Below are 15,858 nucleotides of genomic sequence, written 5' to 3' on the forward strand. Positions count from 1 at the left end.
GGCGTGGACCTGAACACCGCCACGAGGTTCCCAGGAGGCGTGTCGTGACGATCGGTGGCACCCTCGCGAAGGCCCGCCAGGAGGCGGGCCTCAGCGTCCCGCAGGTCGCCGGCCGGACCCGCATCCGTGAGACGGTGCTCCAGGCCATCGAGCGCGACGACTTCAGCATGTGCGGCGGGGACTTCTACGCCCGCGGCCACATCCGCAGCATCGCACGCGCCACCGGGATCGACCCCGAGCCGCTCGTGCAGGAGTACGACGACGCGCACGGGGGCGCGCCGCAGGCGATCTCGGCCCGGCTGGCCTTCGAGGCGAAGACCCCGGTCAAGATCCTGGAACGGCGCTCGCCGAACTGGAGCGCCGCCATGGCCGCCGCCCTGGTCCTCATCGTGGCGTATGGCATCTTCAGGGTCGTCACGGGACCGGACCGGCACAAGACCGCCGAGCGGGCCGCCGCACCGGCCGCGACCCCGTCGGCGACCGTCCGCCCGTCGCACACCGCCGCCGTGGCCCAGGCGCCCCGCAAGGAGGTCACCGTACGCCTGAAGGCCAAGCGGGCGAGCTGGCTCAGCGTCCAGGACGACAAGGGCAAACAGCTGTTCAGCGGCGTCATCCGGCCCGGCCAGACCGAGGAGTGGTCGGCCAAGAAGCACATCAGCCTGGTCATCGGCAACGGCGGCGGAGTCCACCTCACCGTGAACGGCAAGGACATCGGCTCGCCTGGTCAGGACGGCCAGGTCGTCCGGCTCGCCTTCGGCCCGAAAGATCCGCTGAAAGGCTGACGGCCGGCCGCCTTCCGCGGGCCAGTACCGTATGGGGCATGTCCACCTCGCGTACTGAGCCCGCGGTCGCGCCGCGCACGCGCCCCGCGAGAGGGGAGCGCCGCGCGTGACCACCGCCGACCATTCCACCGACTCGGCGGAGCGCCGGACCGTCTCCCTCGTCACCCTCGGCTGCGCACGCAACGAGGTCGACTCCGAGGAGCTCGCGGCACGCCTGGAGAGCGCGGGCTGGACGCTCGACGACTCCGGCGACGCCTCGGTCGTCCTCGTCAACACCTGCGGCTTCATCGACGCCGCGAAGAAGGACTCGATCGACACCCTGCTCGCGGCGTCCGACTCCGGGGCGCGGGTCGTGGCGGCCGGGTGCCTCGCCGAGCGGTACGGCGCGGAGCTGGCCGAGTCGCTGCCCGAGGCCGACGCCGTGCTGAGCTTCGACGACTACGCCGCCATCGGCGAGCGCCTCGACGACGTTCTGGCCGGCCGCCCGCACCGGGCCCACACGCCGCAGGACCGGCGCAAGCTGCTGCCGCTCAGCCCGGTGCAGCGGTCCGCGGCCGACGTTCAGGTCCCGGGCCACGGTGATCCGCCGGCCGCCCTCGACGCGCCGGACCTGCCCGAGGGCGTCGCCCCGGCGAGCGGCCCGCGCGTGCTGCGGCGGCGCCTGGGCGGCGGCCCGGCGGCCCCGCTCAAGCTCGCGTCCGGCTGCGACCGGCGCTGTACGTTCTGCGCCATCCCGGTCTTCCGTGGGGCGTACGTCTCGCGCCGGCCCACCGACGTCCTCGACGAGGCCCACTGGCTGGCCGCTCAGGGCGTCCGCGAGATCGTCCTGGTCAGCGAGAACTCCACCTCGTACGGCAAGGACCTCGGCGACATCCGCCTGCTGGAGACGCTGCTGCCCGAGCTCGCCGCCGTGCCCGGGATCGAGCGGGTCCGGGTCAGCTACCTCCAGCCCGCCGAGCTGCGCCCCGGGCTGATCGAGGCCATCGCCGCCACGCCCGGCGTCGCGCCGTACTTCGACCTGTCGTTCCAGCACGCCAGCGGGCCGCTGCTGCGCCGGATGAAGCGGTTCGGCGACCGCGAGCGGTTCCTCGGACTGCTCGAGCAGATCCGCGCCCTGGCCCCCGAGGCGGGCGTGCGGTCCAACTTCATCGTCGGCTTCCCCGGCGAGACCGAGCACGACGTGGACGAGCTCGCGCAGTTCCTGACCGCCGCGCGCCTCGACGCCGTCGGCGTGTTCGGCTACTCCGACGAGGAGGGCACCGAGGCGGTCGGCTTCGACGGCAAGCTCGACGCCGCCGAGATCGACGCCCGCGTCGCCGACCTGTCCTCGCTCGCCGAGGAGCTCACCGCCCAGCGGGCCGAGGAGCGCATCGGCTCGACGGTGGAGGTGCTGGTCGAGGAGCCCGGCGAGGGCCGGGCCGCGCACCAGGCGCCCGAGATCGACGGGGTGGTGACCCTGAAGGGCGACGCTCCCGTGGGACGGATCGTCCGCGCGCGCGTCGTCGAGGCGATGGGCGTCGACCTCCTCGCCGTCGTGGACGGCGCATGACGACCTCCGCCGGCGACGAACCGCTCTCCCCGCCGGCGGCCCCGCAGGCGGGCGTGCTCAACATCGCCAACCTGCTGACCGTCGTCCGCCTGGTGCTGGTCCCGTTCTTCGTCTGGCTGCTGTTCCTCGACGGCACGTGGTGGCGGCTCGCGGCGCTGGGGATGTTCGCCGTGGCGTCGCTCACCGATCGCTTCGACGGCGAGCTCGCCCGCCGGCGCAACCTCATCACCGACTTCGGCAAGATCGCCGATCCGATCGCCGACAAGGCGCTCGTCGGATCGGCGCTGGTCGGGCTCTCGCTGCTCGGCCGCCTCTGGTGGTGGGTGACCATCGCCATTCTCGTCCGCGAGCTGGGCATCACGCTGCTGCGGTTCGTCGTGATCCGGTACGGCGTGATCGCCGCCAGCCGCGGCGGCAAGCTCAAGACCATGCTGCAGGTGATCGCCATCGGGCTGTACGTCATGCCCGGCCCGATCGACCCGCTGCGCTGGATCGTCATGGGGGCCGCCACGGTGGTGACCGTGGTCACGGGCCTGGACTACCTCGTCAAGGCGTGGAGACTCTGGAAGGACGGGCGTGCGAGTCGAGCTGCTGAACGTCGGTGACGAGCTCCTGCGGGGCGACATCTTCAACGGCAACGCCGGGTGGCTCGGCAGGCGCCTCACGGAGGCGGGCGTGGAGGTCGTCCGGGACGTCGTCGTTCCCGACGACACCGAAACGATCATCACGGCGCTCAGGGAGGCCCTGGAGCGCGCGGACGCCGTCATCGTCACCGGCGGCCTCGGCGGCACCTCCGACGACGTGACGCGGGACGCGCTGGCCCGCGCCGCGGGGGTCGCCCTGCGCCGCGACCCGGACCTGGAGGCCCGGCTGCGCGAACGCGCGGTCACCCGCGGGGTGCCGCTGGCCGAGTCGGCGCTGCGGATGGCCGACGTCCCCGAGGGCGCCCGGCGGCTGCCCAACCCCGCCGGCACCGCGCCGGGCCTGCGCGTGGAGCTCCCCGGCGGCGTGGCGTACGCCGTGCCCGGCGTGCCGGACGAGATGCGCGCCATCGTCGACGAGCACGTGCTGCCCGAACTGACCGGAACCCCCGTCGCGGCGCGCGTGCTGCGCACGGCGACGGTGTGGGAGTCGGTGGTCGCCGCGCGGCTCGCGCCGGTCGAGGCGCTCCCCGGCGTGCGGCTCGCCTACTACCCGGCGCCGGGGGAGGTCCGGGTGCGGATCACGGCCACCGGCGAGGACCGGGTGGCCGAGGCCACGGCGACGGCGCGCGACCTGCTGGGCGGTTCGGTGTACGCCGAGGAGGACCTCGACCTCGACCGCGTCGTCCACCGCCTGCTGGCGGAGCGGAACGCCACCGTCGCGGTGGCCGAGTCGCTCACCGGGGGCCTGCTCGGCGCCGAGCTCACGGGAATGCCGGGGTCGTCCGCGACGTTCTTGGGGGGTGTGGTCGCGTACGCGACCCCCCTCAAACATTCGCTCCTGGGTGTTCCCGCGGATCTGCTCGCCGCGCACGGCGCGGTCCACCCGGATGTCGCCGCAGCCATGGCCACCGGGGTCCGCGAGCGGCTCGGGGCCTCCTACGGCCTCGCCGTGACCGGGGTGGCCGGGCCCGAGCCGCAGGACGGCAAGCCGGTCGGCACGGTGCACATCGGGCTGGCCGAGGCCGGCGGTCCGCCGGTGGTCCGGTCGGTGCGGCTGCCCGTCGCGGGCGACGGCGAACGCTCCCGTGGCCCGATTCGCAGGATGACGGTCGTCCATGCACTTGACCTGTTGCGGCGTCATCTGCTCACACTGGAGTTCAGCGAGAGTTGGTCCGTCACGGCGGGCAACCGGGAAGAACCGGGGTGATTACAGCGTTACGTCGGAAGCGAACATGAAAGTTTCGGTCTGCCACGTGCATCGTGAAGACAGGTACGGTGGAACCGGTAGATGAGTCAGGACACACGGAGGGAGCGAGACATGGTCCTGCTTCGTCAGCTGCTCGGCGACGTACTCCGGCAGCTGCGGCTGCGCCAAGGCCGTACCCTCCGGGAAGTTTCCGCGGCGGCACGCGTGTCGCTGGGTTATCTGTCCGAGGTTGAGCGGGGACAGAAGGAAGCCTCCTCGGAGCTGCTCGCCTCGATCTGCAAAGCCCTCGGCGTGCCGCTCTCGCACGTGCTGCGCGACGTCTCCGATCAGCTGGCGCTCGCCGAGCTCCAGCAGGAGCCGGTGATGGCAGGTGCGCCGCCGGAGCACGAGCGGCTCGACGGCGAGGCGATCTCGGCCGACGCCATTCCCAACACCCCCGAGACGATCGAGACCGCGCTTCGCGCCGACATGGTCGCGGCCTGACGGCCCGTCCGAAACGCACGCAGCGCCCCGGTCGCGGAAGTCCGCGACCGGGGCGTTCGCGTCTCCGGGACGCGGGGGTTCGCGTCCACGGGTTCGGGTCGGATGGCGCCCCGACGCGGGCCGGACCACACGGTTACCCGGCCCCTTCGCGGGAAGGGTCGCCCCTGACAAGGGGATATCGACCTCACTGAGAAGGAGACCCGGCGATGTCGACCGTGAAGAGCCCGCTTCCCGACGACGCGCGGAAGGTCACCGGCGCCGCGCTGCAGGAGTCGCTGGTGGATCTCGTCGATCTGCACCTGCTGGGCAAGCAGGCGCACTGGAATCTCACGGGACGCAACTTCCGCTCGCTCCATCTGCAGCTCGACGAGCTCGTCGACCTGGCCCGTGCGCACGCGGACACGGTGGCCGAGCGGGCGGTGGCGATCGGGGTGAATCCGGACGGCCGGGCGCGTACGGTCGCCGAGACGACCAAGGTCCACCAGCTGGACGCCGGCTATCTGCAGGACGACAAGGTGGTCGCCGCGATCACCGACCTGCTCGCCCAGATGATCCAGCGGTTCCGCGACCGCATCGAGACGACCGACGACTCGGACCTGGTCACCCAGGACCTGCTGATCGCCGTCGCACAGGACCTGGAGAAGCAGCACTGGATGTTCGAGGCCCAGCGCTGAGCGCGCGGTGCGGCCGCGGGCGGGCGGCCGGCGCAAGACCATTTCAGGGCGGCGGAGGATCTCCGCCGCCATGGTCGTTCAGGACGGTGCGGTCCGCCTCGGCTGGCAGGACGGGCACCAGTAGGTGATCCGCTCCTCGGGCCGGTCGCCCTGGTCGGCCCGCCGGATGGGCGTGCCACAGCGTCGGCAGGCCCGCCCGGCGCGCCCGTACACCCAGTGCTGCGCGCCCGGCCGGCGTTCGCCCGTGGTGATCTGGTCAAGGTGGTCCTTGTTGGCGTCGAGCAGCCGCTGGGCGAGCTCGACCAGTCGCTCCAGGTCGGAGACCTCGCCGACGGGACACCACGGGTCCACGCCCCGCAGGAAGAGCACCTCCGCCTTGTAGAGGTTGCCAATGCCGGCGAGCCGCGTCTGGTCGAGCAGCGCCTCGCCGATCGCCCGCTCCGGGCGCTCCCGCAGGCGGCGCACCGCCTCGGCCGGGTCCCAGTCCGGGCCCAGCAGGTCCGGCCCCAGGTGGCCGACGACGCGATCCTCCCGCGAGGTGCGCACGACCTCGACGACGCCGAGGGAGTAGCCCAGCGCCTGCCACTCGGCGTTCGCCAGGATCAGCCGGAGACGGTGGTCGCGCGGGGGCGGCGGGCCGGCCCGCCGGATCCGCCAGGCGCCCTCCATCCGCAGGTGCGTGTGCACGGTGATGTCGCCCTCGACCCGGGTGAGCAGGTGCTTGCCGCGGGAGACCGTGTCGATGACCGAACGGCCGGTGAGATCGGTGGTGGCGTAGCGCGGGACCCGGAAGTCGCTGCGCGTCAGCACGCGGCCGGCGAGCGCCGTATGCAGCCGCTTGGCGGCCGCCCAGACGACGTCTCCCTCCGGCACTCGGAATCTAGCTCCGGAAGGCGGGGGAGTCCCAGGCGGCCGGGTCCTCGGTCAGCTTCTGCACCCCGGGGGGCAGCTCACCGGAGGCCACGTCGGCGAGGGTCACCTGCTCGAGGATGGCCCGCTCGCTGGCGCGCAGGGCGATCCAGACGGTCTGCAGCGCGCGTGCCGGTCCTTCGTACCCCAGGTGCTCCGGCCGCTCCCCGCGCACACCGACGAGCGGGCCGTCGATGGCCCGGATGATGTCGGCCAGCGAGATCTGGTCCGCCGGGCGGGCGAGCCAGTAGCCGCCCTCCGGACCGCGCTGACTGCGGACCAGGCCCGAACGGCGCAGCTGGCTGAGGATGTTCTCCAGGAACTTCGGGGGAATCTGTTGCGCCTCAGCCAGCTGGACGGCCGTCACGGGACGCTCGCCGCCGACGGCGAGTTCGGCGGATGCGCGAAGCGCGTAATCGACCCGGGCGGACAATCGCATGTACCGATTATCCCGCCTCGACGGAACTGATCACGCCAGGCATCCCGGTTTTCCGATCGGCGTTCGGGTTTTTCTGCCCATCGCCCCTCCCATTACGGGCTGCCGCCTACGCCAGAGCGTCACCGGACACCGGCTGGAGCAGGCCGATCGCCTCCGCGACGGCCCGGGCGTTGGCGCGCGTGGCCCCGTACGCCGCGACGTACGCGACCCCCTCCGGCCGCCAGACCGGCAGTCCCATCTCGACGAGCACGGCGTCCGGCCGCGCGGCCAGCAGCGCCGTGACCAGGTCGCGGTGCCCGGCGTACCGGTGGGCGTCCCGGACGACGAGGACGAGCGAGCGCCCGCGGGCACGTTCCACGAGGCCCTGGACGCCGGCGTCGGCGGCGTCGACGGGCACCACGTCCGGCACCCAGGGGCCGAGACCCCAGGGAACCGGCCCGACCGCGATGTTCGACGGCGCCTGGATCTCGACCACGAGGGGGTTCGGGGAGACCGCGGGGGTGCCGGTGACCCGGACGGCCCGGCGGGCGGCCTCCAGGCCGACCGCGCGGTCGACCTCGGCGTTCCCGGCGCCGGCGAGCCAGGACTTCAGCCCGGCGACCCGCGCCGCCGCCTCCTCGAGCCGCTCGCCGGGCAGCCGGCCCTGGCGTACGGCCTCGACGATGTGCTCGCGGATGGCGCGCACGCTGTCCTCGTACTCCTTCGAGCCCAGGCACAGCAGATCCGACCCCGCCAGGAGCGCGCGGACGGACGCCTCGGGGATGCCGATCGCGTCGCTGGCGGCGCGCATGTCCAGGGCGTCGGTGACGACCGCCCCCATGTAGCCGAGGGCGCCGCGCAGCAGCCCGGTCACCGCGGCGTGCGAGAGCGTCGCGGGCGTGTCCCCGGTGAGCGCCGGAACGCGGAGGTGGCCGGTCATGACGGAGGCGACCCCGGCCTCGATCGCGGCGCGGAACGGAACGAGCTCGCGGTGTTCCAGCAGCGACAGGTCGGCGTCCACGGTCGGGATCTCCAGGTGGGAGTCCTGGGAGGTCGCGCCGTGGCCCGGGAAGTGCTTGGCGCACGCGGCGACCCCGGCCTCCTGCAGCCCGGCGACCGCCGCGGCGACGTGCCGTGCGACGGTCTCCGGGTCGGAGCCGAACGCCCGGGTCCCGATGATCGGATTGTCGTCGGCGGTGTTGACGTCCGCGGACGGGGCGAAGTCCAGGTTGACGCCCACCTGCCGCAGTTCGGCGCCGAGCGAGCGATACACGCGCCGGGTCAGGGCGGGGTCGTCCACGGCGCCGAGCGCGGCGCTGCCCGGGTACGGGCTGCCGGTGTCATGTGCGAGCCGGGTGACGTCGCCGCCCTCCTCGTCGATGGAGATCAGCGGGTCGGCGTACCTCCGCAGCTCCCCGGTGAGCCGGGCCAGCTCGGCGGTGCCCGGCACGTTGCCGTTGATGGCGAAGAGGGTCACGCCGCTCATGCCCCGCTCCAGGCCCTCCAGGACCCAGCGCGGCGGAGTGGCGCCGGGGAACGGCGCCAGCAGGGTGGCGTTGACGAGGCGCTCGAGGGACGGATCGCTCATCAACCCTTCACCGCCCCGGCCACCAGACCGGACACCATCCGGCGCTGTACGACGAGGAAGAACGCGATGACGGGCAGGGTGAGCAGCGTGGACGCCGCCATGATCGGGCCCCAATCGTTTCCGGATCGGCCGAAGAAGAACTGCAGCATGATGGGCAAGGTGGCTTTGTCCTGGTCCTTGAGGAACGTGAAGGCGAACAGGAACTCGTTCCAGGCGGTGATGAACGAGAAGACGCTCGTCGCGACGAGGCCGGGCGCGACGAGGGGGAGCAGCACCCGGAAGAAGATCCGCAGGGGGCCGGCGCCGTCGAGCGCCGCGGCCTCCTCCAGCTCCTTGGGCACGGCCGCGACGAAGCCGCGCAGCATCCAGGTGCCGAACGGCAGCGCGAACCCGACGTACACCGCGATCAGGCCGACCAGGCTGTTCAGCATCTCCATCCGTTTGAGATCGATGAACAGCGGGATGACCAGCGCCTCGCACGGGACCATCTGCACGACGAGCAGCAGGATCAGGAACGTCGTGCGGAAGCGGAACCGGAACCGCGCCACGGCCGTCGCCGCCAGGAGCGCGAGCAGCCCGGAGATCACCACGGTCGCGATCGCCACGACCGCGCTGTTGAGGAAGTAGTCCCAGAAGGAGACCCCGGCGACGCTGCCGTCCACGACGAACCGGAAGTGCTTGAGGGTCGGGTGCTCCGGCAGCGGGTGCGGCGTGGAGCTGAAGATCTCCCCGTTCGGCTTGAACGCCGTGGAGACCATCCAGAACACCGGGAAGGCCGACACCAGGAACACGAACACGCCGGCGGTGTTCAGCGCGACGCGGCGCCACAGCGGGGCCCTCATGCCGCACCCTCCTGACGGATGACCATCCGCGCGTACATCGCGGTGACGATCAGGACGATGAGGGTGAGGACCACGGCGATCGCCGAGCCGAGGCCGTACCTGGCGTTGAGCGAGCCGAACGCCTCGGAGTAGCCGTACAGCGACAGGTTGAACGCGTCGCGGTTGGCCAGGCCCGACATGACGAACAGCTGGGTGAACACGCGGAAGTCCCAGATCACCGAGAGCGCCAGCAGGACGCCGAAGATCGGGCGCAGCAGCGGGAAGGTGATCCGCCAGAAGCCGTGCCAGGCGTTGGAACCGTCGACGCGAGCCGCCTCGTACAGCTCGCGCGGCACCGTCCGCAGCCCGGCGAGCACCGAGACCGCGACGAACGGGAACGACATCCACACGACGCAGATCGTCAGGACGGTGTACGTCGGCAGCGGCGTGGCGAACCAGTTGTAGCTCGCCCAGCCGGATCCCACGAGCGCGTCCGGCAGGAGGTCGAGGAACCAGTTGACCAGGCCGCCGGTGGTGCCGAACAGCCAGGAGAAGATGATCGCGGCGGTGATCGGCGGGGTCGCCCACGCGATCAGCACACCGCCCGCGACGAAGGCCGACATCTTCCGGCCGAGCCGGTTGATCAGCAGGCCCACGAGCGTCCCGACGAGCAGGGTCGCGGCGACCGCGACGACCGCGAACAGGACGGTGTGGCGGAACGTCGTCCAGAAGAACCCGTCGCCGAGGATCTGCCGGTAGTTGGCGAGGCCGACGTTCTCGGCCGGCTCACCGCGGAGCTGGCGCACGCCGACCTTCTCGAAGGACATCCGGCTGATCTGGACGACGGGCCAGATCAGCAGCACGCCGATGACCACGAGCGCCGGGAGGATGAGGAGGTACGGCCCGGAGCGCGGGCGGCGACGACGCCGGGCCGGGCGGGCGGTGTCCCGCCCCGGCGTCCGCCGCACCGGCTGAGCGGTGTCGAGCATGGAGACGGTCCCTTACTGGTTGAGCAGCGAGCCGGCCTGCTCGTCGGCCTTCTTCAGCTCGTCGTCGGGGGACTTGCCCTGCATGATGGCCTTGACCGCGTTGGGCAGCACCTTCTTGGCGCCCTCGTAGTCGGCCCAGCCCTTGCTCGTGGGCGTGAACTTCACGCCGCTCGCGGCGGCCTGCGCGAACGGACCCATGATCGGGTCGTTCTTGTACGTCGCGCTCTGCAGGACGTCGGTGAACTGCGGCAGGAACTTCAGCGTCGAGGCGAAGGCCTGCGCGTTCTTCTTGCTGTCCAGGGTGGTCAGGTAGTCGAACGCGACGTCCTTGTACTTGCTGTCCTTCCAGACCGCCAGGTCGGAGCCGCCGGAGAAGACCGGCGCGAGACCGCTGTCCTTGCCCGGGATCGGGAAGACGCCCCAGTTCTTGGCGTCCTTACCGTTGATCTTCTCCAGCTGGGGGAGGGCCCAGCTGCCGTCCATGTACATGCCGACCTTGCCGAGCGCGAAGTCCTGCTGGGGGCCCTGCAGCTCGTTCTTGCCGACGTACTTGTCCGGGGCGACCTTGTCCTTGTTCACGAGGCCGGCGTAGAACTGGACGGCCTCCTTGGCCTGGGGCTGGGCGAGCGTGCCCGTCCACTTGCCGCCCTGCTTGACCGCGACGTCGCCGCCGTTGGCCCAGACGAAGCTGAGGATGCCGTTCGTCCAGTCGCTCGGCGCGGCGATGCCCGGCACGCCCTTCTTGTCCTGAATCTTCTTGGCCGCCTCGACGAGGCCGGCCCACGACGTCGGGGGCTGGATGCCCAGCGACTGGAACCAGTCCTTGTGGTACCAGACGGCCCGGACGCCGCCGTACCAGGGAGCGGCGTACGTCTTGCCGTCCGCCTGGTCGTTGGCGAGGGCGCCCTTGTTGAGGTCCTTGCCCTCGGCCCAGCCCTTCAGCTTGTCGCTGATGTCGGCGAACGCCCCCTGCTCGATCCAGGACTGCACGTCGGTGTTGCCGACCTCGGTCACGTCGGGACCGGAGCCGCCGGCGATCGCGGTCTGGAACTTCTGGGTGGCCTGCGGCCAGGGGATGTACTGCACCTCGACGTCGGTCTTCGGGTGCTTCTGCTGGAACTCGGCCTTGACCCCGTCGAGGAACTTGGTCTGCTCCGGGCTGCCGTCGCCCATCTGCCAGACGACGATCTTCGCCGGGTCCTTCCCTCCGGCCGAGTCGTCCTTCTTGCCGTTGCCGCCACAGCCCGCGACCGCGACCGTGAGGACGGCGGCTGTGGCGGCGGCCTTCGTGAACCGCATAATGGAACTCCCTTCGGTCACGCCACCGGTGCATACGCCACGGGGGTCGATCATGCGGCGGTCGTATGCGCGGGTGGTGGGGCGCTCCTGCGGGCGGTGCCGGAGGAGCTCGTGCCTTAACTTGGGGCGGGTTGCTTGTGCTGTAAACTAACAAGAAACTTTCCTAAGCAATAGGCCGTCATCAAATCGATACGGAAGGGGGCCGGGGAGATGCCGAGTCGCCCGGGGACACCGAGGCTGCTGCGCGAGCTGAACGACCGATCCGCCCTGGATCTCCTCGTGAGCTCGGGCCCGCTCACCCGGGCACAGATCGGGCAGAACACGGGTCTGTCCAAGGTCACCGCCTCCCAGCTGCTCTCCCGGCTGCAGGAACGCGGCCTCGTCGCCGTCGTCGGCGAGCAGGCCGGCGGCCGCGGGCCCAACGCCGCCCTGTACGCCGTCGTGCCCTCCAGCGCGTACGTCGCCGGCCTCGAGGTCGGTCCCAACCGCGTGACGGCCGGCATCGCCGACATCACCGGGAAGACCGTCGCCGAGGTGACCGTCGACCCGAACGGCGCGGACGACCCGGTGTCCGTCATCCACGACGCCGTCGTCAGGGCCTGCCGCTCGGCCCGCATCGCCCTCGGCAGACTGCACGCCCTCGTCGTCGGCACCCCGGGCGTCGTCGACCCGCGCACCGGGGACGTGCAGTTCATCTTCGACATGCCGCACTGGCACGCGGGCATCCTCGAAGCGCTTCGCCGTGACCTGAAGCTCGAGGTCACCATCGAGAACGACGTGAACCTCGCCGCGCTCGCCGAACGGGCCGACGGCGCCGCACGGGACGTCGGCGACTTCGCCCTGCTGTGGGCGGCCCGCGGCATCGGGCTCGCCGTCATGCTCGGCGGCCGGCTGCACCGCGGCGTCTCCGGCGGCGCGGGAGAGATCGGCTACCTCCCCGTGCCGGGCATGCCGCTGCCCGAACAGGACACCGAGTCGGTGACCTGGGGGATGAAGGCCCTCGGCGGCGGCCTGGGCGCGCTCGTCGGCGCCGACGCGATCCGCGAGCTCGCCGGCCGGTACGGCTTCGCCGCCCCGACCGCGACCGAGTGCGTACGGACGGCGGCCGAGGCCGGGGAGGACGGCGACCCGTTCATGCGCGAGCTGGCGGCGCGCCTGGCGTACGGCGTCGCCTCCGTGACGATCGTGCTGGACCCGGGTCTGGTCGTGCTGGCCGGGGACGTCGGACGCGCCGGAGGCGAACGCCTCGCCGGGCTCGTCGAGGAGGCCGTCGGCCGGATCTGCCCGACCCGGCCCCGGGTCGTCCTGACCGAGGTGGAGGGCAACCCCGTCCTGCGCGGAGCCCTGTTCGCCGCCGTCGACCGCGCCCGCGACGACGTCTTCTCCGCCTCCGCCGGCTGACCCCGGAGAGGCTCCTCGACTGATCACTCGGCGTCACCGAGCGTACGTTCTCCGCTGTCGCGTACAGATCGTTCCAGCCGCGTTGATAGGTTCTGCGGCGACTGTGTCGATCTATCGGGAGGCCTGCCGTGCCGAATGTCCAGCCGCTCACGAACGGGGATCCCCGGCGGCTGGGGGCGTACGAGGTCATCGGGCGGCTCGGCGAGGGCGGCCAGGGCATCGTCTACCTCGGCCGCGGCGCCGACGGATCGGTCGCGATCAAGGTTCTGCAGTCTCAGCTGATGGAGGACTCCGGGGCCAAGGCCCGGTTCGTCCGCGAGGTCGAGGTCACCAAGCGGGTCGCCCGGTTCTGCACCGCGCAGGTGCTGGACGTCGGCATGGCCGACGACCGCCCCTACATCGTCAGCGAGTACGTCCCCGGACCCTCGCTGCAGGCCCAGCTCCGGCAGGAGGGACCCCGCCAGGGCGCCACCCTCGACCGGCTCGCGATCAACACGGCCACCGCGCTCGCGGCCATCCACCAGGCCGGCGTCGTCCACCGCGATTTCAAGCCCGGCAACGTCCTCATGGGCCCGGACGGTCCCGTGGTGATCGACTTCGGCATCGCCCGCGCGCTCGACGCGACCGGCACGGCCGCCGCCAGCCAGGTCGTCGGCACACCCGCCTTCATGGCGCCCGAGCAGCTGGCCGACGGGCGCGTCGGCCCGGCGACCGACATCTTCGCCTGGGGCGTCACGATGGTGTGCGCCGCCACGGGCACCCCGCCGTTCGGCAACAAGTCCATCCCGACGGTCATCCACCGCATCCTTCACGAGGAGCCCGACCTCGGCGCCCTCGACGGACGGCTGCGGAGCATCGTCGCCGCCTGCCTCGCCAAGGACCCGGCGCGGCGACCGACCGCCCGGCAGCTCATGGACGCCTTGATGGGCCAGCAGGGCGCCACCGGGCTCCTCGACCTCTCCGGCGCGCCCGGAGCACCCATGCCCGGCGTGGGCGCAGTCCCGCCGGCCGGTGCGACGGGCGGCGCGACCGAGGTGCTGCCGCCGGGCGGCAGACCTGGAGGTGCCACCGAAGTGCTCCCGCCCGCCGGTCCGCAGGGCGCCGGGACCAGGGTGCTGCCCCCGGCCGGCCCGCAGGGCGCCGGCACGATGCGGATGCCCCCCGCCGGCCCGCCCACGGCCTCCACCCGGCGGATGCCCCCGCAGGGACCGGGATCCGCCGGCGGCCATCACCCGTCCGGCGGCACCTACGACATCCCGCCCGTGACCCCGCCTCCGCCCGCGCCCGCGTACGGCCACGAGCCGATGCCGAGGAGACGCGGCGGAGGAGGCCTCATCGCTGCGGTCATCGCCGGCGTCATCCTGTTGGCCGGCGGCGGCGTCGTGTACGCGGCGACGCACTTCGGCGGGGACGGCCAGAACACCGCCGAGCCCAGCCCCAGCACCAAGAAGCACAAGGCCAAGCGGTCGCACACGCCCACCCACCGGCCGACGCGGAAGAAGACGCCGTCGCACACGCCGACCCCGAAGAAGACGGTGCGGGCCAACCCGTACACGCCCGAGCGCCTGTGCGGCCCCGGCTTCCACACGATCGAGAGTCACGGGCTCGGCGGGGCGACCGTCCACCTGCTCTACAACGACGCCAGCGGCGCGAACTGCGTCGTCACCATGGTCCCCAAGTCGAACGGCGACAAGACCCGGATGACCGCGACGCTGGCGGTCAAGGACGGCGGGCAGGGCTCCCGGTCGGCGGCCAACCCGTTCTTCGCCGGCCCGGTCCGCCTGCCCGCCAAGGGCAAGTGCGTCCGCTGGGGCGGCTCCTCACCGACGGGCGCCTGGACCAGCGGCTGGACCCACTGCCACTGACCGCCTCGGGGCCTGCTGACGGGCCGGATGTGGTCACAGCGTCGGACCGCCGGCCTTCCGCGTGCTCGTCCACTCCCGCGCTCGGCGATTCGATGCTCCGGCGTGGCCGAAGAGGGAAGGCGAACCGTCAGCGGCCGGTGCGCCGATGGTCAGCGGCCGCGGACAGAGTGCTGTTCATCGAGACAGACACCTGACGGAGGTTCGATCATGAACGGCACCAGCGTCACCGGAATCCGCGGCGAGTTCCCCATCGACGGCCGCCGTCTGTCCTACCTGGACTTCGGTGGAACCGGCCGGCCGCTGCTCGCCCTGCACGGCCACCTGTACGAGGGCCGGACCTGGGCACCGCTGGCCGAGGCACTGGCGCCGCGGTGGCGGGTCATCGCGCCCGACCAGCGCGGGCACGGCGACTCCGACCGGGCCGCCTCCTACACCCGCGACGACTACGTCGCCGACGCGATCGCCCTCCTGGACCACCTCGGGATCGAGCAGGCCGTGACGCTCGGCCACTCCGGCGGCGGCATCACCGCCTACCAGGTCGCCGCCCGGCACCCCGAGCGCGTGACGGCGATCGTCGACGTCGAGGGCCCGGTCTGCGATCTCGACGACGGCCCGAGCGCACTGTCGTTCGTCCTGTCGATGCCCTACACGGCGCCCGACCGGCCGGCGCTCCTGGCCGCCATCGGCCCGCTGGCCCCGATGCTCGGCGACAAGCTGCGCCCCACCGCCGACGGCGGCTGGCGGCTGCCGTTCCACCCGCAGGACACCATCGCCTCAGAGCAGGGAACGCACGGCGACCACTGGGCCGACTGGACGTCCACCGACTGCCCCGCCCTGTTCGTGCTGGCCCGCAACAGCCAGGTCATCACCCCCGAGGAAGGCCGGGAGATCGTCACCCGCCGCGCCAACACCCGGCTCGCCGAACTCGACGGTGACCACTTCGCCCACACCACCGACCCGGACGGCTTCGGCGCCGCCGTCAAGGACTTCCTGGGCACCCTCGGCTGACCGCTGCGGGGGATCGGCAGGGCCTGACCCGGCCGATCCCGCTCACGCCCCAGCCCGCCCGCCGGTGGTGCCGGGACGGCGGTGTGGCCGGGCGAGGGCCGGAAATAACTCGTCCCTGCTCGCCTCACCCGGTACGGTCGCGAGCGTGTTCTCGCTGCGGGAGTCCATGAGATCCGCGCTTGGCCACCCCGGCAGTTCCCACGCTGAGAGTAGGTTTCGTC

At 72.2% G+C, this 15,858-nt stretch carries 15 protein-coding genes; 9 read left to right on the forward strand and 6 right to left on the reverse strand.

The genetic code is table 11. The features are described from left to right. The first annotated feature begins 44 nt into the window (after positions 1–44). From NE234_RS45145 to NE234_RS03175, 6 genes are all read left to right on the forward strand, one after another. Entirely contained in the window at positions 45–782 is a 738-nt protein-coding gene (locus tag NE234_RS45145) for a helix-turn-helix domain-containing protein (RefSeq protein ID WP_252776771.1), read from the forward strand. A 106-nt stretch (positions 783–888) separates the two neighbouring features. Then, positions 889–2,331: a 30S ribosomal protein S12 methylthiotransferase RimO gene (gene rimO, locus NE234_RS03155; RefSeq protein WP_252776773.1), complete on the forward strand. Its 1,443-nt coding sequence runs from the start codon at positions 889–891 to the stop codon at positions 2,329–2,331. Continuing rightward, positions 2,328–2,936 (forward strand): CDP-diacylglycerol--glycerol-3-phosphate 3-phosphatidyltransferase, encoded by a 609-nt coding sequence (gene pgsA, locus NE234_RS03160; protein WP_252776782.1) that lies wholly within the window; start codon positions 2,328–2,330, stop codon positions 2,934–2,936. The genes rimO and pgsA overlap by 4 nt, the downstream gene beginning before the upstream one ends. Then, the gene (locus tag NE234_RS03165; RefSeq protein WP_252776784.1) at positions 2,908–4,182 is read left to right on the forward strand and encodes a CinA family nicotinamide mononucleotide deamidase-related protein; all 1,275 of its coding nucleotides are present in this window, start codon (positions 2,908–2,910) and stop codon (positions 4,180–4,182) included. Before pgsA ends, NE234_RS03165 begins: the two co-directional genes overlap by 29 nt. 111 nt (positions 4,183–4,293) lie before the next feature. Beyond that, positions 4,294–4,665, forward strand: a complete 372-nt coding sequence (locus NE234_RS03170; RefSeq protein ID WP_252776786.1) for a helix-turn-helix domain-containing protein — start codon at positions 4,294–4,296, stop codon at positions 4,663–4,665. A gap of 206 nt (positions 4,666–4,871) precedes the next feature. Beyond that, positions 4,872–5,339 carry a Dps family protein gene (locus NE234_RS03175; protein WP_252776788.1) on the forward strand — a complete coding sequence of 156 codons (468 nt, stop codon included), beginning with the start codon at positions 4,872–4,874 and terminating at the stop codon, positions 5,337–5,339. Between the two features lie 78 nt (positions 5,340–5,417). Here NE234_RS03175 and NE234_RS03180 read toward each other — a convergent pair whose 3' ends face one another. The 6 genes from NE234_RS03180 to NE234_RS03205 all read right to left on the reverse strand — a co-directional run bounded on the left by NE234_RS03180 (position 5,418) and on the right by NE234_RS03205 (position 11,363). Further along, complete coding sequence (locus NE234_RS03180; protein WP_252776791.1) at positions 5,418–6,212, reverse strand: DNA-formamidopyrimidine glycosylase family protein; 795 nt, start codon at positions 6,210–6,212, stop codon at positions 5,418–5,420. A gap of 7 nt (positions 6,213–6,219) precedes the next feature. Further along, complete coding sequence (locus tag NE234_RS03185) at positions 6,220–6,687, reverse strand: RrF2 family transcriptional regulator (protein WP_252776796.1); 468 nt, start codon at positions 6,685–6,687, stop codon at positions 6,220–6,222. A gap of 106 nt (positions 6,688–6,793) precedes the next feature. Beyond that, complete coding sequence (locus NE234_RS03190; protein WP_406566928.1) at positions 6,794–8,254, reverse strand: glycoside hydrolase family 3 protein; 1,461 nt, start codon at positions 8,252–8,254, stop codon at positions 6,794–6,796. Further along, on the reverse strand, positions 8,254–9,096 hold the full coding sequence (locus tag NE234_RS03195; RefSeq protein WP_252776806.1) for a carbohydrate ABC transporter permease: 843 nt from the start codon (positions 9,094–9,096) through the stop codon (positions 8,254–8,256). The genes NE234_RS03190 and NE234_RS03195 overlap by 1 nt, the downstream gene beginning before the upstream one ends. Next, the gene (locus NE234_RS03200) at positions 9,093–10,064 is read right to left on the reverse strand and encodes a carbohydrate ABC transporter permease (protein ID WP_252776809.1); all 972 of its coding nucleotides are present in this window, start codon (positions 10,062–10,064) and stop codon (positions 9,093–9,095) included. The genes NE234_RS03195 and NE234_RS03200 overlap by 4 nt, the downstream gene beginning before the upstream one ends. Before the next feature lie 12 nt (positions 10,065–10,076). Next, positions 10,077–11,363 carry an extracellular solute-binding protein gene (locus NE234_RS03205; RefSeq protein ID WP_252776811.1) on the reverse strand — a complete coding sequence of 429 codons (1,287 nt, stop codon included), beginning with the start codon at positions 11,361–11,363 and terminating at the stop codon, positions 10,077–10,079. 210 nt (positions 11,364–11,573) lie between these two features. On the opposite strand from NE234_RS03205, the gene NE234_RS03210 reads away from it, so the two are divergent. From NE234_RS03210 to NE234_RS03220, 3 genes are all read left to right on the forward strand, one after another. After that, positions 11,574–12,764, forward strand: a complete 1,191-nt coding sequence (locus tag NE234_RS03210) for an ROK family transcriptional regulator (protein WP_252776812.1) — start codon at positions 11,574–11,576, stop codon at positions 12,762–12,764. A gap of 128 nt (positions 12,765–12,892) precedes the next feature. After that, on the forward strand, positions 12,893–14,629 hold the full coding sequence (locus NE234_RS03215; RefSeq protein WP_252776815.1) for a serine/threonine protein kinase: 1,737 nt from the start codon (positions 12,893–12,895) through the stop codon (positions 14,627–14,629). Between the two features lie 207 nt (positions 14,630–14,836). After that, positions 14,837–15,637 carry an alpha/beta fold hydrolase gene (locus NE234_RS03220; RefSeq protein WP_252776817.1) on the forward strand — a complete coding sequence of 267 codons (801 nt, stop codon included), beginning with the start codon at positions 14,837–14,839 and terminating at the stop codon, positions 15,635–15,637. Positions 15,638–15,858: the final 221 nt, after the last annotated feature.

Origin of the sequence: Actinoallomurus rhizosphaericola (assembly GCF_024055675.1) — a bacterium.
Taxonomy (GTDB): domain Bacteria; phylum Actinomycetota; class Actinomycetes; order Streptosporangiales; family Streptosporangiaceae; genus Actinoallomurus; species Actinoallomurus soli.

What these genes read in the sequence shown, in the direction of transcription:
- pgsA (WP_252776782.1), top strand. Translation starts at nt 2,328, where the DNA reads ATGACGACCTCCGCCGGCGACGAACCGCTCTCCCCGCCGGCGGCCCCG.
- NE234_RS03170 (WP_252776786.1), top strand. Translation starts at nt 4,294, where the DNA reads ATGGTCCTGCTTCGTCAGCTGCTCGGCGACGTACTCCGGCAGCTGCGG.
- NE234_RS03175 (WP_252776788.1), top strand. Translation starts at nt 4,872, where the DNA reads ATGTCGACCGTGAAGAGCCCGCTTCCCGACGACGCGCGGAAGGTCACC.
- NE234_RS03185 (WP_252776796.1), bottom strand. Translation starts at nt 6,687, where the DNA reads ATGCGATTGTCCGCCCGGGTCGATTACGCGCTTCGCGCATCCGCCGAA.
- NE234_RS03190 (WP_406566928.1), bottom strand. Translation starts at nt 8,254, where the DNA reads ATGAGCGATCCGTCCCTCGAGCGCCTCGTCAACGCCACCCTGCTGGCG.
- NE234_RS03195 (WP_252776806.1), bottom strand. Translation starts at nt 9,096, where the DNA reads ATGAGGGCCCCGCTGTGGCGCCGCGTCGCGCTGAACACCGCCGGCGTG.
- NE234_RS03200 (WP_252776809.1), bottom strand. Translation starts at nt 10,064, where the DNA reads ATGCTCGACACCGCTCAGCCGGTGCGGCGGACGCCGGGGCGGGACACC.
- NE234_RS03205 (WP_252776811.1), bottom strand. Translation starts at nt 11,363, where the DNA reads ATGCGGTTCACGAAGGCCGCCGCCACAGCCGCCGTCCTCACGGTCGCG.
- NE234_RS03210 (WP_252776812.1), top strand. Translation starts at nt 11,574, where the DNA reads ATGCCGAGTCGCCCGGGGACACCGAGGCTGCTGCGCGAGCTGAACGAC.
- NE234_RS03220 (WP_252776817.1), top strand. Translation starts at nt 14,837, where the DNA reads ATGAACGGCACCAGCGTCACCGGAATCCGCGGCGAGTTCCCCATCGAC.